This is a genomic window from Sphingobium indicum BiD32 (assembly GCF_000382885.1).
In the GTDB taxonomy this organism is placed as follows: Bacteria; Pseudomonadota; Alphaproteobacteria; order Sphingomonadales; family Sphingomonadaceae; genus Sphingobium; species Sphingobium japonicum_C.
Genome location: NZ_CAVK010000205.1, coordinates 1 through 18150 on the forward strand (window position 1 = coordinate 1; position 18150 = coordinate 18150).

Consider the following 18150-nt stretch of genomic DNA (forward strand, 5'->3'; position numbering starts at 1 on the left):
GGGCCTGCCGGTGGCAGGCCCGATAGAGGAAGAGGGAAGCCAAGGCTTCGTGACGGGCTGGGAGCCGGGAGAGAGTCTTCCGGCGGCCCGTCATGGAGAAAACCCATGGCCAAAGCGCCTCAGAAGATCACCCTCAGCGGCTCGCGCGACATTCCGTTCGACCGTCTGGTGCTGTCCCAGTCCAATGTTCGCCGGGTGAAGGCGGGCGTGTCGATCGGCGAACTGGCGGACGACATCGTGCGCCGCACCCTGCTCCAGAGCCTCAACGTGCGGCCTGTGCTGGACACGGAGGGTCAGGAGACCGGCCAGTTCGAGGTGCCGGCCGGTGGCCGGCGGTTTCGCGCGCTCGAACTGCTGGTCAAGCAGAAGCGTCTCGCCAAGGACGCACCGATCCCCTGTGTGGTCAAGGCGGCCAATGATGCCGTCACCGCCGAGGAGGACAGCTTTGCGGAAAACACCTTCCGCGAGCAGCTTCATCCGCTCGATCAGTTCCGCGCCATGCAGGCGATGGTCGACAAGGGCGAGGATATCGACTCCATCGCCGCGCATTTCCTGGTGACCCCGGCAGTCGTGAACCAGCGCCTGCGCCTCGCCAAGGTCTCGCCGACGCTGCATGCGATCTATGCCGAGGACGGCATGACGCTCGAACAGCTCATGGCCTTCGCGGTCACCGACGATCATGCCCGCCAGGAACAGGTGTGGGAGATGCTGGCGCACAGCTATAACAAGTCGGGCGCCTTCATCCGTGGCAGGCTCACCGAGAATACGGTGCGCGCCGGCGACAAGCGGGTGCGCTTCATCGGCGTCGAGGCTTATGTCGCGGCGGGCGGCTGCGTGATGCGCGACCTGTTCGAGCCCGATGATGGCGGTTGGCTGACCGATCCCGCGCTGCTCGACAGGCTTGTTGGCGAGAAGCTTCAGGCCGAAGGCGAGCGTATCGCTGCCGAGGGTTGGAAATGGGTTGCGACCGCGATCGACATGCCCTGGGGCGTTACCAACGGCCTGCGCGAGATCGAGGGGGTCGAGCTGGCCATGACCGGCGAGGAGGAAGAGAAGCTCGCCGCGCTCCAGACCGAGATCGAGGACCTGGAAGCCGAATGGGCCGATGCGCCCGAGGTGCCCGACGAGGTCCAGGCCCGCATCGAGGCGATCGACACCGCGATCGGCGCGCTGGTCGAACGGCCGATGACCTTCGAGCCCCAGGACATGGCCATCGCCGGCGCGTTCCTGTCGATCGAGGTCGACGGGACGCTGTGCATCGAGCGCGGCTATGTCCGGCCCGAGGATGAGCCGGTGGTCGAGGCCGAGGGCGACGAGGATGCGGGCGCGGCAGGTGAGGCCCTGCATCATGGCGGCAATGACGATGGTGAGGAGGTTGACGGCGGGGTCGGTTCCACCGTCTCCAATGTCGTGGCGATCGGTACGGCGGGCGGCGCGGCCTCCGGAGATGAGGACGACGAGGATGGCGAGGTGGTGAAGCCGCTGCCCGACCGGCTCGTCGCCGAACTCACGGCCTGGCGCACGCTGGCGCTGCAGGATGCGTTCGCACAGTCGCCTTCGACGGCCTTCGCAGCGGTGCTGCACGCCTTCGTGCTCGACTGCTTCTATTCCTCGACCCGCGAATCCTGTCTCCAGATCTCGCTGAACGAGGCGTCGTTCTGTTTCTCGGCCACGGGGCTGCGCGACAGCGCGCCGGCGCGGGCGATCGCCGAGCGGCACAAGCGCTGGGCCGACCGGCTGCCTGATTCCGACAAAGATCTGTGGGACGCGCTGCTGGCGCTCGACGGCAATGAGCAGGCCGCGCTCTTCGCCCATTGCGCTTCGAAGGTGCTCAATGCGCAACAGGAGGTGGTCCCCAAGTACGACAATGGCCGCATCTCCAGGAGCAGCGTCGAGCGCCGGGTGTCGCACAGCCATGTGCTGGCGCGTGCGGTCGGGCTCGATCTGATCGGAGCGGGCTGGCGGCCGACGGTCGCGGGCTATCTGGGCAGCGTCACCAAGCAGCGGATCATTGCCGACGTGGCCGAGGCGAAGGGCGCGAAGTTCGCCGAGATGATCGACCATCTCAAGAAGGGCGACATGGCGCGCGAGGCCGAACGCTTGCTGGAGGACAGCGACTGGCTGCCCGAGCCGATGCGCACGCCGGAGCCCATGGATGCCGCGCCGATTGACGCTGCGCAGGGTGTGGAACCGGGGACGCAGGTCGATGAAGCCGAGGTGCTTCCGGCCTTCCTTGAGGAGGAACCGGTGGAGGCTGGCACCGGGGCTGACACTGCTCCCGGCAATGACGACGACGCGGCACTGCCGGAAGCGGCCTGATCGTCCGGGCGGGGTGGCGTTCGCTGCCCCGCCTTTCCTCCCAATTCGTTCCTGAAGGATCGAACCATGCCTTTTTCCAATCTTGAGACTGCCAGTGCCGAGAGCCTGGCGCCTGTTCTGCATGCGGCCTTGCACCGTCTTGGCCAGCTCGGCCGTGAAGGCGCGGTCGCGCTCGCCCGGCTCGTCGCGGACGACGATGCCGACTTCGATGAGGCGGCCGAATGGATCGCCGATGTCGCCAGCGGGGGCTTGCGCGAATGACACGCCGTCACCGCCATTCCCTTTCCCCTTCTCTTCAGAAAGCCCGGTCACAGCGCCGGGCTTTCGCCCTTCAGGAGATCCGTCATGACGGACAAATCGAAACCGGCGATCGACATGGACGCGCTCATGTCGAACTACGCAGCCTGGGAAGCCGCGGCTGCCGCACTCGTTCCCGGCAACAAGGCCCGGCTCTTCGCCTTCCTCGCTTCGGCCAATATCACGCGTGTCACCGTCCTCTTCGACGGCGAGGGCGATAGCGGCCAGATCGAGGATATCACGGCTTTCAGCGATGATGCGCAAGTCGCGCTGCCCGGCGGCAAGGTGGCCAGCCTCGACCTGCCCTATGGAGAAACCCGGGCCGTGGAGCGACGGCACAGTGCCGAGCTGGCGCTGGAGACCATGACCTATGACCTGCTGCGCGAGAAGCATGCAGGCTGGGAGAATTCGGACGGGGCTTATGGCGAATTCACCTTCGACGTCGCCACCGGGACGATCACGCTCGATTACAACGAGCGGTTCATGTCGTCCGAACAGCATTGCTACAGCTGGTGAGGAGAAAACGATGGGACATTGCTATCATCATGCGCTCTCCTCGGTCCGCAAATGGGGCGGCGTGCCGGAGGACTATCTGGCGTTGCACCAATGGTTCGATCAGCCTTCGAAGGAAATCACGGCCGATTTTCGGCATCGTGCCCTGCGGCACCATGCTCAGGGCGTATTCGAACTGGAACGGGCCTTTGGGGTGACGATCACCCTCTCGACCGGCCGGGTCGTTCCGGTTCGGCTCATTGGCGAACAGCATATTCGCGAGGATCTGGGGTTCATTCCGAGCTTTGCCGACTGGGCGCGCTGTATCCGCCCCGAACCCTGGATGGGCCGGGCGCAGCCGATCCACCGCGAGGTCGATCCCTTCGCCGCCGGCGACCCGGGACGACAACCTGCTCCGGCGGCGGCCATCGCGGGAGAAGGGCCATGACCGCCATCTATCCGCTGCGGCTCTTCCTCGATTGCTCGACGGCGCATCTTTCGCCCGATGCGCGCGCCTATGTCGACAGGGCGGACGTGATCGCTTCGCCCACACCCTATGGCTGGTTCGTCTGGGCCAGCGAAGAACCCGGCGACGATGTGCCGCCCGATCTCGGCGCGATCATGGCACACGCCCGATCGCTCGGCGCGGACTATATCCATTTCGACCGCGATGCCGACGAGATCGACGCATTGCCGGTCTTCGACTGGGGATAGCCCGTCGCCTCCATTCCCCTTGTTCAATCAATCAGCTCGGCCATTGCGCCGGGCTTTTGCATATCTGGAGATCTGTCATGGCTGATTATCATTCGCCCACCGTCGTGCGACCGAGCATTCCGCTCGCCGCGATCACCTCGCTCGAACATGCTCTGCTGTGCCAGATGTTCGAACATGAAAGCGATGGCGACGCCGTCTATTTCTTCGCGAGCGACGGACCATCCGATACCGTCTGGCTCGACATCGCCGATCTCAAGACCATGCTGGACGAGGAGCCGATGCCGTCCGGCCCTGTCGTCGAGATGATCCGCACCAGACTGGCCGAAGCCGGACCCGATGAGACCGAACTGGAACTCGATCTGTCCGATCTCGGCGACGCTGCGATCTTCCAGCAGATCGTGCGGCGCTGCGATCAGCTCGACCATGTCGTCATCACGTCGGCCTGGACCTGTACGAAGATGCGGCCCGATGGGTTCGGTGGAGGGGTCACCGTGGTGACCGCAGACCATATCCTTTCTTCCTCGACCAGCGAGATGGAAGCGCATTTGCTCGACCGGTGCGACTATGGCGAGCTCGGTTGCGCACCCGGACACGGCAAGCATGGCATCCTGGCGATTGAGGAGGCGGAGGTCCGATCGATGGTGGCGGATATCCAGCAGGCCTATGTGGGCACCGATGCCGCCGGGGTCACGGTCAGTGACGAGCATATCCGGCAGGCTTGCATCGCGCTGGTCCCAACGCTCGATCTCGACGAGCAGCTTCGCGGCCTTGAGTTCAGCGCTGCCATGGCTGCGATCCGGATCGCGCGTGCCGCATCTGCCTGATCCTTTTCCTTCCCCAACCATCCCTCGAAAACCCGGCCTCGTGCCGGGTTTTCGCGTTTCAAGGAGCATGAAAATGTCCGCACAGCATATCTTCGACACCGCACCGCTCGGCAGCCTCATCACTTTCTCGACCGGCGAGCCGCGTCCGCCTGAGCGCTTCACCCGCATATTGCGGGCGTGGAACGAGCAGAACGGAATGGGACGTCTGGTCGAGAAGGTGGCCGGTCGTGACGGCGCCTATCCTTCGCCGGCGACCTTTGCGTTGCATCTGGGCAATTACGGCAGCCAGGGCATTATCGTGATGAAGGTTCGTCGGATCTACACCATCACCAGCCAGCTCCGCTTCGAAGTCGCCGAAAAGCCCAGAACCGGCATGGTGCGCATCCTGTCCCGCCGCGACGGGCGCGAGGAATTGCACCATCTCGCGCCTGATCTAGCGGCGGCCGAAGCCTGGTCGGCGGAGCATCGCTATCATGACGCGGTTATCGAGGAGGTGCTGGACCCCGATATGGTCCTGCCTCCCGTCCGGCTCGGGAGGGTGGCATGAGCGCGGTCATACCGGACTATGGCACGAGCGCCGATGGCCATTGGGCGGCCCGGATCGGCGATGTTGCCTATCTCGCCGCACCTTGCGGTTCAGGCTTTCGCCTGGCGTCGGGCTGGCGGCTGCGGCGGCCAATCGACGAATGGACCGAGGCTGACGTCTATGGCAGCGAAGGCGTGGTTCCGGACGAGGCGAGCTTTCGGGCGCATGTCGAGGACGTCGCGCTTCATCTCACCCAACGCGAGGCGCTGGGGCGCAAGGAGGTACGCATGCATGTATCGACGCCCTGGGGCCTGTCGCAAGGCGCGACAGTCTATGCCGAAGGCGTCGTCTGCCATTCCACCGCCTCGCATGGCGGCTTCAAACTCGACCGCGCGCGCAACGCCGCACTCCATCCCGCGCTGAGGCTGAAGGGTGGCTGGTATGAGGAAGACGCAGATTGGGCGCGGGTGGCGGTCGGTTATCCCACACTCTTCACGGATCGAGAGCAGCGGTCCGCCGACCGGACCCTGCGTGATTGGGAACCCGATGCCTGGGAAGCCGTCCATGGCCGTATCCTGTCGGCGGAGGAATCCTTCACGCGCGATCGTCAGCGTTTCGAACGCGACCATGCCGCGGACTGGGTCGTGATCTCGGCGCTCCGGTCGGAGCGTCATCCGGGCTTTGTGGAAGCCATCGCCACGATGGGTGGGCGGCGCGAGGGTGGTGCCCAGCGTTCGTTTCTCGTGCCTGGCGACGAATATGCAGCGGGACGCCACGGCTTTGTCATCGATCGCTCGCGCTATGCTTCCATCGCCTGACATTGTACTGCAGCGCTTTGGCCCATCGTCCTGCGCTGATGGGCCTTTTCTTTGGCTGCCGCGCGACGACAGCGTCGCCGCCATGGCTCGGCGGGCGCCCGGTGGCGCGCCAGAACGGTTCGCGCTCGCAGCCTTGTCGATGGGCGGTTATCCACAACGAGGATGATAGGGCTCGGCTTTAGCGCCGATTTGACGAGCCGTGTCGATTGCCGCGACTGGTCAGAGTAACGGCTGATGCCGCTCCGACCGTCGCATAGCCTGCACTGAGGACGAGACCGCATCCAGCGCCGAACCCGATGACCGCAATGGCTGCCATGCTCGCTACCAACAGCCATCCAGCCAGCCGCAAATAGCGCGTGGCTTTCGGTGACAGCCTGCGGTTGAGGAGGCTGGATTGGTAGCGCGGCAATCCGGCGCAGAGCGACACGAAACCAGCCGATGCGAGGGTGAGCAAGATCGGATGGAGCATCATAGGGCTAAGAGTCTTGCGGAGGGACGGCGGTTATCGGTGGACGGCGTGGCTCGCGTCATTTTCCAGTTTGCCAGTGCCGCGAGCCCACCGATCGCGAGCATGATGAGATCAAATCCCGCGAATGCCCAGTCGCCATGCACGAGGCTGACCGGAAGTCCGCGTGATGTGGTCAGAGCGTTGACGACCGGCACGGCCACAAACAGCAGCGCTGCCGCCCCGCACAGCTCGATCCATGCCCGCCGGGCCGGACGTGCCAATGTGAAGGTCGTGGCCAGGCCCCAGGCGATGAACAGGCTGGCGATCTCGCGATCGGCTCGCTCCGCCAAGTACAGCGGCAACAGCCGGTTGGCGAGAAAATAGACGGCCAGCCCGATCGGGAAGCCGATAATGACCGCGATGTTGAGCCGCTCGACGATGCGGAAACCGAGGTGCGGACGTGAGGGATCGGGAAGCTTCGCGCGACGCTTGACCGTCCAGAGGATAAGCCCGGTGCCGACCATGACCGTGCCGCCCAACCCGGACAGGAAATAAAGCCAGCGTAGTGGCATGTCGGCATAGCGCCAATGCGATCGACTCGCAAAATGTCGCAGCGGCTGTCTCTGGCGTCACGTCGCCTGGGAACAGCCCTGACCAGAATCCGTCAGGGGCACGCTAGCGCGCAGCGACAGACCACGCCTGTGGAGGGAAAGTTAAGCTCGACGCGGTTGCCTTTGCCTTCGGGCAAGGCGCGCTCGATCAGCTTCGTTCCGAAGCCCTTGGTCGCAGGCGCCTCGACCGGCGGGCCGTCCGTTTCCTCCCATGTCAGCTCGATCCTGCGCTCGTCATCAGCCGGTGCCCATCGGATCGACACTCTTCCGCGCTCATTGGAAAGGGCTCCATATTTGATCGCATTGGTGGCGAGTTCGTGGAGGATCAGCGCAAGTCCCTGACTTGTGGCTGGATCGAGCGCGGCGTGGGGGCCGGCGATCTCGATCCGGCCGAACAGGTCCTTGTGGAGCCCCACGACCGCCGGCACGACAAGCGCGATATCGGCCGGCGCCAATGTGCCCTCAATCAGGGCTGGTTGGGTGATGGCGAGGACCGCGAGCCGGTCCTGTATCGCCTTGTTGGCGCCCGGTAGGTCCTTGGCTTCACGGATCGATGCGGCGACGACCGCCTGAGCCATGGCCAGGGTGTTTTTCACACGGTGGGCGCTTTCCTGCGCGATCGTGGTCAGCCGTTCCTCTGCCCGCTTCTGTTCGGTGACATCGTTACCGAGCACGAAGATGCCATGAACCTCATTCTTGTCGTCCAACAGCGGATGATAGACGAAGTCGACAAAGCGCTCTTCCTCGATGCCTGGCGCCTGTTGCAGAAGCACTGGAACGCCGTGACCGACATAGGGCGCGCCGGAGCGGCGAACCTCATCGAGAAGGTCGATGAAGCCCTGATTGACCACTTCGGGCAATGCCTCGCGGACCGCGAGACCCACCAGTTCGCGTCCGCCAACGAGGCGGCGATAAGCCGTGTTGGCGATCTCGAAGACATGGTCGGGGCCGGACAGGATGCCGACAAATCCGGGGGCCTGCGCGAAGAGGTCCTTCAGCCGCTCGCTCTCGGCCTGGACCTTTTGCGCACGGATCAGCACGCCCGCTTCGAGGATCGAGCGATCCTGCGCCTGCTCGCGCAGCGTCCTGAGTTCCGTGACATCGACTGTGTGCTGGAGAATATAGCGCAATACCCCGGCCGCATCGAACACCGGGGTATGCGTTGCGCTCCAGTAGCGCATTTCCGGGATTTCTCCGGCGCGGGACACATCATAGGGAATGAGCGCGATCGTGTCCGCCCGGTGCGTCGCGACCACGAGGTCCAGCGACTGTTTGAGCAGGCGATAGCTGTCGCTGGCGGGATCGCTGGGAAAAGCCTCGAACAGGTAGCGTCCGATGATCTCCTCCCGGCTCTCCCGGTGGACCGATTTCAGATAGGCGTCATTGCATCCGACAATGACGAGTTCAGGATCGAACAGAACGTAGGCGTTGGGCGACACGTTGAACAACGCCCCGAAATCTATGCTCGCGTCTTCAATGAGTCGAAACAAGTGCCACCCCCTTTTAGGGAGAGCAGGATAATCGCGTTTCGCCATTATCGCCATCTGCGTTTGCCGAAGGCATGGCCTTGAAGCGTCCCGGGTTTTCCGGAGGCTCCGATTTATGAGAAGGAGCTTTCGTTATGAGCAGAACTCGGAACAAGTTTTCACCTGAGATCCGCGATCGTGCGGTGCGTATGGTTGGCGAACATCGCGCCGATTACGGATCGGAGTGGGAGGCGATGTCCTCGATTGCCGTCAAGATTGGCTGCACGGCGGAGACGCTGCGCCGCTGGTGCCGCGAGGAGGCGAGCCGACGAGCGGGGCCAGCGGCGCTGGCCGCCGATGAGAAGGCCCGGATCAAGGCTCTCGAACGTGAAGTGAAGGAACTGCGCCGAGCCAACGAGATCCTCCGCAAAGCGTCTGCATATTTTGCGATGGCGGAGCTCGACCGCCGCGAGAGATGATGATGGCGTTCATAGACGCCCATCGCCGGGACCTGGGTATCGAGCCGATCTGCCGAGAGCTGGCAATCGCCCCGTCCTCCTATCACGAACATGCTGCACGCCTGGCTGATCCGTCTAGGCGACCCGAGCGTGCGCGTCGGGACGAAGAAATCTGTCGTCAGATCAAGCGCGTCTACGAGGACAGCCACAGTCTCTACGGGTCGCGCAAGGTCTGGCATCAGCTACGCCGCGAAGGCATTGCGGTTGCCAAGTGCACCGTGGAGCGTCTCATGCGCAGCATGGGGCTTGCCGGCATACGGCGAGGTAAGAAGACAGTGACTACCGTCAGCGATCCCAAGGCGCCATGCCCGCTGGACAAGGTCAATCGGGAGTTCCGCGTCTCGCGGCCCAATGCCTTGTGGGTGGTCGATTTTACGTACGTCCACACCTGGGTCGGCTTCGTCTATGTCGCCTTCGTGATCGACGCTTATGCGCGACGGATCGTAGGCTGGAAGGTCAGCACGTCGGCCACGGCCGGCTTTGTCCTCGATGCCCTGGAGCAAGCTATCCATGCCCGCAGGCCCGGCCCGGACGACGGCCTGATCCATCACAGCGACAGGGGCGTTCAATATCTTGCCATGAACTACACACAGCGCCTTGCCGAAGCCAATCTGGTGCCCTCGGTCGGGAGCGTGGGCGATTCTTATGACAACGCCTTGGCCGAGACGATCAACGGTCTCTACAAGGCCGAGGTCATCTGGCGCCAGCGCTCCTGGTCGAGCGTATCCGCAGTGGAAATGGCGACGTTGCGCTGGGTGGATTGGTTCAACAACCACCGCCTCTTCGGCCCTATCGGCTACATCCCGCCTGCCGAAGCCGAAGCGAACTACTATGCGGCCCTCGAAACCCTCGATATGGTCGCCTAACTCAAACCAAACTGCCTCCGGAAAACCCGGGACGCTTCACCTTGCAATGTTGCGCTATTCGTGGACGCATGACGATCGCGACGACGGTGCAGGGCGCAGAGCTACCTGCTGCGTCGTCGGGAAAGGAAGAGGCTGGCCGGAAAGGGGGAACCCGGGCGGGCTGAGAGAGAGCGTTCGCCGGGTCTGCTTCATCCCGCTCTCCCGGAGACCATTCCTCATGACCCACATCCTGTCCGACGCGGCGCCTGGCGCCGCGTCACCTTCCTGCGCGCCCGGCTTTGCCGGCCGGGCCAGTGCCCTGTTGGCTGCCGCGCGTGGCCTTGTGCCAAGCCTTGAGGCCGGGCGTCCGATCGATAGTGCAGCCCTGCGCGCAGCTATGGTCGGAGCGTTGGACGGCACCGATGCCGAAGGCGCCTGGGACTGGAAGAGCGCCTATGACGCTTGCGAGGCCGCCGAAATCCTCTTTCTGCGCCGCTATGGGCAGACCATCACCGGCCGCGCGCCCGGAAACGCGCTGGCGCTGATCGAGCGGGTGGCGGCCCTATTGCCGACGCACACTCGCCGTTCGGAAACCTCGCAGGCACTCCAGCAATATTCGACGCCCCCGGGCCTTGCCTATGTCGCCTCGATCGCGGCCGCGCTCGTTCCCGGCGATCATGTGCTGGAACCCTCCGCCGGCACCGGCATGATGGCCGTCCATGCCTTGCTCGCGCGGGCAAGCCTGACGCTCAACGAACTGGCCGAGACCCGCGCCGAATTGCTTGGGTCTCTGTTTCCCGGCATTGCCGTCTCGCGGCACGACGCCGCCTCGATCGACGATCGGCTGCCGCTTACTGTGCGCCCGACCGTGGTGTTGATGAACCCCCCCTTTTCGGCAGTTGCTCATGTCGACCGGACGATGCGTGACGCTGCGATGCGCCATATCGCCTCGGCGCTGGCCCGTCTCGAACCGGGCGGCCGTCTGGTCGCGATTACCGGTGCGTCCTGCTCGCCCGATGCACCCACCTGGCGCGACGCCTTCGTGCAGTTGCAGGACCGAGCGCGCGTTGTGTTCACCGCCGCGATCGACGGGAAGGTCTATGCCAGGCACGGCACGACCATCGACACGCGGTTGACCGTCATCGACAAAGTGCTGGCCGATGATCCCTCCGTGCTCCCCACGAGCGCGGGCATCGCGCCGGATACCGCGACCCTGCTGGGCTGGGTGCTCAATCAGGTGCCGCCGCGCTCACCTGTCGCCCCGGCACCGGTCGCAGCACTGCCTGTCACCGCATCCGCCTCGACGGTGCGCGCAAAGGCCCGTGCCGCTTCGATGGACGCCACGCCACCCGTCCCGGACACCCCCGCGATCGAGCTGGCCTATGAGACGATCGACTGGGCGCCGCCCGCCGAACGGCTGAGCGAGGGCATCTACGAGCCCTATGCGCTCCAGTCGCTGCGCATCGAGGGCGCGCAGCCGCACCCGACGCCGCTGGTCCAGTCGGCGGCGATGGCCTCGATCGCACCACCCAAACCCTCTTACCGGCCGCATCTGCCACCCCAGCTTGCGACGCTCGGCATTCTCTCCGACGCGCAGCTGGAATCGGTGATCTTTGCCGGCGAAGCCCATGCCGGCCATCTGTCGGGTGCGTGGAAGGTCGATGTGACCTGCGATGTGGTCACCGCTGCGCCGGAGGATGTGGACGGCAGCGTCAGGTTTCGCCGGGGCTGGTTCCTCGGCGATGGCACCGGCGCAGGCAAGGGCCGTCAAGTCGCCGCGATCATCCTGGACAACTGGCTCAAGGGTCGGCGCAAGGCATGCTGGCTATCGGTCTCGGATCGGTTGCTCGAGGATGCGCAGCGCGACTGGTCTGCGTTGGGCCAGGAGCGACTCCTGGTAACGCCGCTCTCGCGCTTCAAGCAGGGCAGCGATATCCGTCTGGAAGAGGGCGTGCTGTTCACCACCTACGCCACGCTGCGCTCGCAGGAACGGGGCGGCAAGAAATCGCGGGTCGAGCAGATCGTCGCATGGCTTGGCGCGGATTTCGACGGGGTGATCGTGTTCGACGAGGCGCACGCCATGGCCAATGCCGCCGGCGGCAAGGGCGAACGCGGTGACGTCGCACCTTCGCAGCAGGGCCGCGCCGGCCTCAGGCTCCAGCACGCGCTGCCCAATGCCCGCATCGTCTATGTCTCGGCGACGGGCGCGACCACCGTGCAGAACCTTGCCTATGCCCAGCGGCTGGGCCTGTGGGGGGGCGATGATTTCCCGTTTGCGACGCGCGGCGAGTTCGTCACCGCGATCGAAAATGGCGGGGTCGCGGCCATGGAGGTGCTGGCCCGCGATCTCAAGGCGTTGGGGCTCTATGCCGCCCGTTCGCTGTCCTTCGACGGTGTCGAATATGAGATGCTGGAGCACAGGCTGACCGCCGAGCAGGTCCGCATCTACGACAGCTATGCCTCGGCCTTCGAGGTGATCCACAACAATCTCGACGCCGCGCTCGAAGCCGCCGGCGTGACCAGCGCTGCGCATGGCACGCTCAACCGTCAGGCCAAGGCGCAGGCCAAATCCGCCTATCAGGGGATGCTCCAGCGCTTCTTCAACCACCTCATCACCAGCATGCAGACGCCTGCTGTCATCGCCAGTATCGCGCGCGATTTGGCTGCCGGTCATGCGAGCGTGGTCCAGATCGTATCGACCGGCGAGGCGATGCAGGAACGCCGCCTCGCCGAAATCCCGGCTGATCAATGGAATGACGTGTCGGTGGACATCACGCCGAGGGACGGCGTTCTCTCTTACCTTCAGCACAGCTTCCCGGTGCAGCTCTACGAGCCGTTCACCGACGGCGAGGGCAATCTCTCTTCCCGGCCCGTTCACGACGAGGAGGGGAACCCCGTGGTGAATCGCGAGGCCGTCCGTCGCCGCGACGACATGATCGAACGGCTTGCGGCCCTGCCGCCGGTGCCCGGTGCGCTCGATCAGATCGTGCAGCATTTCGGGACGGAGATGGTGGCGGAGGTGACGGGCCGGTCGCGCCGCGTCGTACCGAAGAAGGCCGATGATGGCTCGATCCGTTTCGCGGTCGAGAACCGTCCGGCTTCGGCGGCGCTGCACGAGACCGATGCCTTCCAGAGCGATGTGAAGCGCATCCTCGTCTTCTCGGAAGCCGGCGGGACCGGACGCTCCTATCATGCTGATCTCGGCGCGGTGAACCAGCGGCGGCGTGTGCACTATCTGCTCGAAGCGGGCTGGAAGGCCGATGCCGCGATCCAGGGATTCGGGCGCACCAATCGCACCAACCAGAAGCAACCGCCGCTGTTCCGACCGGTCTCGACCGATGTGAAGGCGCAGAAACGCTTCATCTCGACCATCGCCCGGCGTCTGGATTCGCTGGGCGCGATCACGCGCGGCCAGCGCCAGACCGGCGGACAGAATATGTTCCGGCCCGAGGACAATCTGGAATCGTGGTATGCCCGCGATGCGCTGCGCCAGCTCTATGTGCTGCTCGCGCGCGGCAAGATCGAGGGCTGTTCGCTCGCCCGCTTCGAAGCGGCGACCGGCCTGTCATTGCTCGACAGCGATGGCGGGTTGAAGGACGAACTGCCCGGGATCAATGTCTTCCTCAACCGCATGCTGGCGTTGACCGTCGCCATGCAGAACCTGCTGTTCGAAGCCTTCGAAGGTCTGCTTACCGCGCGGATCGAACAGGCGCAGGCGTCCGGCAGCTATGAGGTCGGCCTTGAGACGCTGCAGGCGGAAAGCTTCCGCATCGTCGGTCGGGCACCGATCTACACCCATCCCGGCACCGGCGCGCAGACCGCGCTGTTGACGATCGAGCGCAAGGATCGGCTGACGCCCTTGTCGCTCGCCGATGCGCTGGCCCAGGCCGAGACAAGCGGCGCGAAGCTGCTGGTCAATGGAAAGACCGGCAAGGCCGCGATCCAGCGCCGGGCGCGCAGCGTGACCGATGATGACGGTGCGATCTTCCCACGCGTGCGTCTGGTCTGGCCGCTCACCGATAGCGTGATCCCGGCCGAGATGCTGGTCGCCAGCCAGTGGGAGGAAGCGGACAGGCCGACGTTCAGTGCGGCATGGTCCGCCGAACTGGACAGCCTGCCGAGCCACGAAACCTCGACCCTGCATATGGTGTCGGGCCTTTTGCTGCCGATCTGGAAGTTGCTCCCCGACGAATCGACCCGCGTCTATCGGCTCCAGAGCGACGATGGCGAGCGGATCATCGGTCGCCGCGTCTCTCCCGCTTGGGCGGCGCGCATCGCCAATGATGATGGCCCGGTCAGATTGTCGGGCGAGGACGCGATGGCCATGCTGATGTCGGGCGAATCCTCGCTGATGCTGGCGCAGAACCAGAAGCTCCAGCGCGTCCGCGCGATGAACGACTGGCGCATCGAACTCACCGGGTTCAACGATCTGGGTGTCGAGCGGTTGAAATCCATGGGCTTGATCTCCGAGATCGTCTCGTGGAAGCTGAAGCTCTACGTGCCGACAGGGGCTGTCGGCGTCGGCGTGCTGGAGGGTCTGCTCGATCGGTTTCCGATTGAGCGAGTCCAGGCGCGTCAGGCCGCCTGAGGAGCCCCATGATGCCCACCAAAATGCTGACAAGTCCTGCCAGCCAGATCGCCGATGCCCTTGCCGGCAATGCCGAGGCCGTATGTCGTCACTATCTTTCGAAGGGCCGCAAGGAAGGCCGTTACTGGCTGGTGGGCGATGTCCATAACACGCCGGGGCGCAGCCTCTATGTCCGCCTCTCCGCCTCGCCTGACGGGCGCGGGGCGGCGGGCAAATGGACGGACGCGCAGTCCGGCCATCACGGCGATCTGCTCGACATCATCGCCATGGCCCGCAATTGCCGGACCCTGCGCGAGACGCTCGCCGAAGCGCGCCATTTTCTGCGCCTGCCGATGCCGCCTCCGGTGGCGGATGCGCCTTTGCGACGGACCAAGGCGCCAACGGGGACGCCCGAGGCGGCGCGGCGGCTCCATGCCGGATCAAAGCCGATCGGCAGCAGCCTGGTCCGGACCTATCTCGCCTCCCGGCATATGACGAACCTTGTCGGCTGTGGGGCGCTGCGTTTTCACGGCCATTGCTGGTATCGGCCATCGGACGAGGATAGCCTCGATGTTCGGACCGCATGGCCCGCGATGATTGCCGCGGTCACCGATCTCGATGGCAGCGTCACCGGGGTGCATCGCACCTGGCTCGCGCTCAACGGATCAGCCAAGGCGCCGGTCGCCTATCCCCGGCGCGCCATGGGTGAGCTGCTCGGCAACGGGGTGCGGTTCGGGCGTGCCGGCGCTGTCATGATGGCGGGCGAAGGCATCGAGACCATGCTGTCGCTGCGGCAGGTCATCCCCATGATGCCGGCGATCGCGGGGCTCTCCGCTGCCCATCTCGCCGCCATCCTGTTCCCGGCAGGCTTGAAGCGCCTCTATGTCGCGCGCGACGACGATCCGGCCGGCGCGGGGGCGTTGAAGACATTAAACCAGCGGGCGATCCCGGCAGGGATTGAGGTCGTGCCGCTCGAGCCTAGGCTTGGCGATTTCAATGACGACCTGATGGCCTTCGGACGCGAGCGTCTGGCGGCAGGGCTTCGGGCTCAACTCCGGGTCGGGGATGCAGCACAGTTCCTGACAGTCGGTTGAAGGGCAGCGGATGACAGCGCGGGCTGGGTGGATCATCGCCACCGTCTTCAGCCTGTAGGGACGCCGCGTTCTCGGCCTTCGGGAGAGGGCGACTGCGGCAGTCGGCCCGGGACGACAATGGCTACGCGGACGCTATTTTCCGCCGGGACAGTCTGTTGGCGCATTGCCGGTGCAAAAAACCGGTTCCCACTTTTTTGCGCAATGCTTGGCGGTCCCTTTGCATCGCGAGGCAAAATAGCGCCGCTGCGCCATCCTCCGCTTCGCTGCGGCCTCGCCCCATGGGGCGCGGTGCAGTCCCGTTCCGCCCGCCGCTGGCCGTCGCCACGAAGGCCGCGAGAGGCGCGGCGCACAGGCACGGAAGACTTACGATGACGCATGATGACCAGCCCCAGGATCCGCAGCCCGGCTCCACCGCCTACCTCCTTCAGGAAATGCAGCTCTACGGCTATCGGTCCTATGATGATGAACCCGATCATCGCCCGCTGCCCGATGATCGCATCGCCGGCGGCGCGGTCGCCGAGATGTTCGACGCCCTGGTCTCCTGCCTGATCGACACGCGGATCGAACCCGACCTTGAGGATCTCGCCTGGGGCATCGTCAATGTCTTCCACCGCGCCGGTGAGCGGGTCGAACGCGAACTCGACGACAATGAGCAGGCGCAGAAGCGGATGCAGCGCGAACAGGATGGCAGCGAGGTCAAGTCGGTTGAACTGGAGCGCGCGATTGCCGAGGGCATCACGATGCTCGAACGTCGCGACACCATGGAATATTTCCGCGACGCCGCCGCCGACCAGTTCCGCATCCATCTGCGCAAGCCCTGGCTCCCCCGTTCCGGTCCGATGGTCAACCACAAGACGCTGACCTCGGCGGTGCTCGACAGCCGCAAGCATGTCGACAAGCGCGCATTTCAGAAGCAGCGGCTGCTCGATCCCGATGGCGTGCGCATCGCCTTTACCGGTGGCGCCGATTTCAACGATCACCAGCGCATCTATGCGGTGCTCGACAAGGTCCATCAGCAATTGCCGACCCTGATCCTCATGCATGGCGCGACCCCGACCGGCGCCGAGCGTATCGCCGCTTGCTGGGCACGCGACCGCAACGTGCCCCAAGACCCTTATCGTCCTGACTGGAACCGCCACAAGAAAGCCGCGCCGTTCAAGCGCAACGACGCCATGCTGGAGACCTGCCCCAAGGGCGTCATCATCTTCCCCGGCACCGGCATCCAGGACAATCTTGCCGACAAGGCCCGCAAGATGGGCATCCGCGTCTGGGATTTCCGGAAACGGGCAGGGTGATCCGGAATTTGAAACGAAACAAGAACGATAATCTTGCGCTCAGGGACGTCGATGCCCTATCTTATAGATCTGCCGCATGGGCTGGCGGATTCTAGCAGGGGATTTTCGATGACGGGCAAGGCTGCTCGCAACGCTGAGCTTGAAAGGCTTCATAGCGAAGGCGCCAGTTATGCGGCGCTCGGTCGCCAGTTCAACCTGTCGCCTGCGCGCGTCACACAGCTGATCGCAAGGGTGAGGCGCATGCGCAAAACCATGGCGCTGCGTCTGGATGCCCCTTTGCGTCACACGACATGAGCGTCCTGTTCACGCCATCTGATGGGCAACCACGCTGCCTGTGGTGTGCGGCGTCGACCGACTATATCGCCTATCATGACAGCGAATGGGGTTTTCCGGTCGACGACGATCGCCGCCTGTTTGAGAAATTGAGTTTGGAAGGCTTCCAGTCCGGCCTGTCCTGGCGGACTATTCTCACCAAGCGCGAGAATTTTCGTGCAGCCTTTGCGAGGTTCGAGATCGATCGCGTTGCGGCCTTTGGAGAGGCCGATGTCGAACGGCTGCTGCAGGACGCAGGCATCGTGCGGCACCGCGGCAAGATCGAGGCCGTGATCAACAATGCTGCCAGGGCGCAGGACCTCGTGCGCGAGGCCGGATCGCTTGCCGCCTATGTCTGGAGCTTCGAGCCGCAGGGCGGGGATATCCCGTATCTCGCCTCGACCTCGCCGGTCTCGGTCGCAATGTCAAAGGATCTGAAGAAGCGCGGCTGGGCGTTCGTCGGCCCCACCACGGTCCATGCCTTCATGCAGGCGATGGGGCTCATCAACGATCATGCCGAAGGCTGCGTCACCCGCGCGAAAGCGCAGCGCGCCCGTGAGGCGTTCCGGCGGCCGGCCTGAACGGATCTTCCCGAATATCGTCCGGCCCATGGCGATGGCGCGATGCAGCCGAGCCCGTTGCGGCACGAACAGCGGTGCTATCGCCGAAGGTTTGCGGGAAAGCGTTGCGCCGCGACTCGCCCACGCGCCGCGCCTGATGCGCGGAGGGCTGATGCGATGCCCTGAGTCGGCGGTGGGAAAGCTTGCAATTCTGGGGCTGAGGCGTGCGATAGGCATGCGCCACTACAACGGATCTTCAGACAGGTCGGCTATGGCCACAGCGGACTGCCTCCGGGCTGCTGGAGACCAACCCCTCTTTTGTCGCCTGATACGAGCCTCGGCCGCCTTGGGCCGTCAACCCCGCGAGGGGGTTCCCCTCCGCTGACGCTCCGGTGACGTCGGCACCCGGTCTCTCCTGTGGGCGCCATCGGGGATGGTCCCCGA

Annotated in this window: 17 protein-coding genes and 1 other annotated feature; of the genes, 14 read left to right on the forward strand and 3 right to left on the reverse strand. The window is 64.7% G+C overall.

The window, feature by feature from the left end:
* The first annotated feature begins 105 nt into the window (after positions 1 to 105).
* The 8 genes from EBBID32_RS19220 (at position 106) to EBBID32_RS19255 (ending at position 5990) form a co-directional block, all read left to right on the forward strand.
* Entirely contained in the window at positions 106 to 2319 is a 2214-nt protein-coding gene (locus tag EBBID32_RS19220; RefSeq protein WP_006964176.1) for a ParB/RepB/Spo0J family partition protein, read from the forward strand.
* Between the two features lie 66 nt (positions 2320 to 2385).
* The gene (locus tag EBBID32_RS19225) at positions 2386 to 2580 is read left to right on the forward strand and encodes a hypothetical protein (protein ID WP_037491929.1); all 195 of its coding nucleotides are present in this window, start codon (positions 2386 to 2388) and stop codon (positions 2578 to 2580) included.
* 84 nt (positions 2581 to 2664) lie between these two features.
* On the forward strand, positions 2665 to 3132 hold the full coding sequence (locus EBBID32_RS19230; protein WP_006964178.1) for a DUF6878 family protein: 468 nt from the start codon (positions 2665 to 2667) through the stop codon (positions 3130 to 3132).
* 10 nt (positions 3133 to 3142) lie between these two features.
* Positions 3143 to 3556: a DUF6915 family protein gene (locus EBBID32_RS19235; protein WP_006964180.1), complete on the forward strand. Its 414-nt coding sequence runs from the start codon at positions 3143 to 3145 to the stop codon at positions 3554 to 3556.
* Positions 3553 to 3822 carry a hypothetical protein gene (locus EBBID32_RS19240; RefSeq protein WP_006964183.1) on the forward strand — a complete coding sequence of 90 codons (270 nt, stop codon included), beginning with the start codon at positions 3553 to 3555 and terminating at the stop codon, positions 3820 to 3822. Before EBBID32_RS19235 ends, EBBID32_RS19240 begins: the two co-directional genes overlap by 4 nt.
* Before the next feature lie 77 nt (positions 3823 to 3899).
* A complete protein-coding gene (locus EBBID32_RS19245) occupies positions 3900 to 4646 on the forward strand; it encodes a hypothetical protein (RefSeq protein ID WP_006964185.1) in 747 nt (248 codons plus the stop codon).
* Positions 4647 to 4719: 73 nt separating this feature from the next.
* Positions 4720 to 5193 (forward strand): hypothetical protein, encoded by a 474-nt coding sequence (locus EBBID32_RS19250; RefSeq protein WP_006964188.1) that lies wholly within the window; start codon positions 4720 to 4722, stop codon positions 5191 to 5193.
* Positions 5190 to 5990 (forward strand): DUF7007 domain-containing protein, encoded by an 801-nt coding sequence (locus EBBID32_RS19255; RefSeq protein ID WP_006964190.1) that lies wholly within the window; start codon positions 5190 to 5192, stop codon positions 5988 to 5990. Before EBBID32_RS19250 ends, EBBID32_RS19255 begins: the two co-directional genes overlap by 4 nt.
* Before the next feature lie 178 nt (positions 5991 to 6168).
* Here the strand turns inward: EBBID32_RS19255 and EBBID32_RS25285 are convergent, their stop codons facing one another.
* The 3 genes from EBBID32_RS25285 to EBBID32_RS19270 all read right to left on the reverse strand — a co-directional run bounded on the left by EBBID32_RS25285 (position 6169) and on the right by EBBID32_RS19270 (position 8539).
* Positions 6169 to 6462, reverse strand: a complete 294-nt coding sequence (locus EBBID32_RS25285; protein ID WP_006964192.1) for a DUF3325 domain-containing protein — start codon at positions 6460 to 6462, stop codon at positions 6169 to 6171.
* Complete coding sequence (locus tag EBBID32_RS19265; RefSeq protein ID WP_006964194.1) at positions 6459 to 7010, reverse strand: PepSY domain-containing protein; 552 nt, start codon at positions 7008 to 7010, stop codon at positions 6459 to 6461. The genes EBBID32_RS25285 and EBBID32_RS19265 overlap by 4 nt, the downstream gene beginning before the upstream one ends.
* Positions 7011 to 7102: 92 nt before the next feature.
* The gene (locus EBBID32_RS19270; protein ID WP_037491932.1) at positions 7103 to 8539 is read right to left on the reverse strand and encodes a PAS domain-containing protein; all 1437 of its coding nucleotides are present in this window, start codon (positions 8537 to 8539) and stop codon (positions 7103 to 7105) included.
* Positions 8540 to 8670: 131 nt separating this feature from the next.
* Between EBBID32_RS19270 and EBBID32_RS19280 the strand changes: the two genes are divergently transcribed.
* From EBBID32_RS19280 to EBBID32_RS19305, 6 genes are all read left to right on the forward strand, one after another.
* Positions 8671 to 9899 (forward strand): IS3 family transposase gene (locus EBBID32_RS19280; protein WP_370569477.1). Its coding sequence is split into 2 segments (ribosomal slippage): positions 8671 to 8959 and positions 8959 to 9899, totalling 1230 coding nucleotides; the frame shifts between segments, so codons are not numbered across the junction.
* Positions 8952 to 9066 (forward strand) — a sequence feature (AL1L pseudoknot). It overlaps the preceding gene by 115 nt.
* 217 nt (positions 9900 to 10116) lie before the next feature.
* Positions 10117 to 14466 (forward strand): strawberry notch-like NTP hydrolase domain-containing protein, encoded by a 4350-nt coding sequence (locus EBBID32_RS19285; RefSeq protein ID WP_006964203.1) that lies wholly within the window; start codon positions 10117 to 10119, stop codon positions 14464 to 14466.
* An 8-nt stretch (positions 14467 to 14474) separates the two neighbouring features.
* A complete protein-coding gene (locus tag EBBID32_RS19290; RefSeq protein ID WP_006964204.1) occupies positions 14475 to 15539 on the forward strand; it encodes a DUF7146 domain-containing protein in 1065 nt (354 codons plus the stop codon).
* Positions 15540 to 15907: 368 nt separating this feature from the next.
* Entirely contained in the window at positions 15908 to 16834 is a 927-nt protein-coding gene (locus EBBID32_RS19295; protein ID WP_006964209.1) for a DUF2493 domain-containing protein, read from the forward strand.
* A 108-nt stretch (positions 16835 to 16942) separates the two neighbouring features.
* Complete coding sequence (locus EBBID32_RS19300) at positions 16943 to 17128, forward strand: hypothetical protein (RefSeq protein WP_006964210.1); 186 nt, start codon at positions 16943 to 16945, stop codon at positions 17126 to 17128.
* Positions 17125 to 17727: a DNA-3-methyladenine glycosylase I gene (locus EBBID32_RS19305; protein WP_006964211.1), complete on the forward strand. Its 603-nt coding sequence runs from the start codon at positions 17125 to 17127 to the stop codon at positions 17725 to 17727. The genes EBBID32_RS19300 and EBBID32_RS19305 overlap by 4 nt, the downstream gene beginning before the upstream one ends.
* Positions 17728 to 18150 lie beyond the last annotated feature (423 nt).

Excerpts from the sequence above, each read along its gene's own strand:
- EBBID32_RS25285 (WP_006964192.1), bottom strand. The coding sequence starts at position 6,462 with ATGATGCTCCATCCGATCTTGCTCACCCTCGCATCGGCTGGTTTCGTG.
- EBBID32_RS19225 (WP_037491929.1), top strand. The coding sequence starts at position 2,386 with ATGCCTTTTTCCAATCTTGAGACTGCCAGTGCCGAGAGCCTGGCGCCT.
- EBBID32_RS19255 (WP_006964190.1), top strand. The coding sequence starts at position 5,190 with ATGAGCGCGGTCATACCGGACTATGGCACGAGCGCCGATGGCCATTGG.
- EBBID32_RS19295 (WP_006964209.1), top strand. The coding sequence starts at position 15,908 with ATGACGCATGATGACCAGCCCCAGGATCCGCAGCCCGGCTCCACCGCC.
- EBBID32_RS19265 (WP_006964194.1), bottom strand. The coding sequence starts at position 7,010 with ATGCCACTACGCTGGCTTTATTTCCTGTCCGGGTTGGGCGGCACGGTC.
- EBBID32_RS19235 (WP_006964180.1), top strand. The coding sequence starts at position 3,143 with ATGGGACATTGCTATCATCATGCGCTCTCCTCGGTCCGCAAATGGGGC.
- EBBID32_RS19245 (WP_006964185.1), top strand. The coding sequence starts at position 3,900 with ATGGCTGATTATCATTCGCCCACCGTCGTGCGACCGAGCATTCCGCTC.
- EBBID32_RS19300 (WP_006964210.1), top strand. The coding sequence starts at position 16,943 with ATGACGGGCAAGGCTGCTCGCAACGCTGAGCTTGAAAGGCTTCATAGC.
- EBBID32_RS19290 (WP_006964204.1), top strand. The coding sequence starts at position 14,475 with ATGATGCCCACCAAAATGCTGACAAGTCCTGCCAGCCAGATCGCCGAT.
- EBBID32_RS19230 (WP_006964178.1), top strand. The coding sequence starts at position 2,665 with ATGACGGACAAATCGAAACCGGCGATCGACATGGACGCGCTCATGTCG.
- EBBID32_RS19220 (WP_006964176.1), top strand. The coding sequence starts at position 106 with ATGGCCAAAGCGCCTCAGAAGATCACCCTCAGCGGCTCGCGCGACATT.
- EBBID32_RS19240 (WP_006964183.1), top strand. The coding sequence starts at position 3,553 with ATGACCGCCATCTATCCGCTGCGGCTCTTCCTCGATTGCTCGACGGCG.
- EBBID32_RS19285 (WP_006964203.1), top strand. The coding sequence starts at position 10,117 with ATGACCCACATCCTGTCCGACGCGGCGCCTGGCGCCGCGTCACCTTCC.
- EBBID32_RS19250 (WP_006964188.1), top strand. The coding sequence starts at position 4,720 with ATGTCCGCACAGCATATCTTCGACACCGCACCGCTCGGCAGCCTCATC.
- EBBID32_RS19305 (WP_006964211.1), top strand. The coding sequence starts at position 17,125 with ATGAGCGTCCTGTTCACGCCATCTGATGGGCAACCACGCTGCCTGTGG.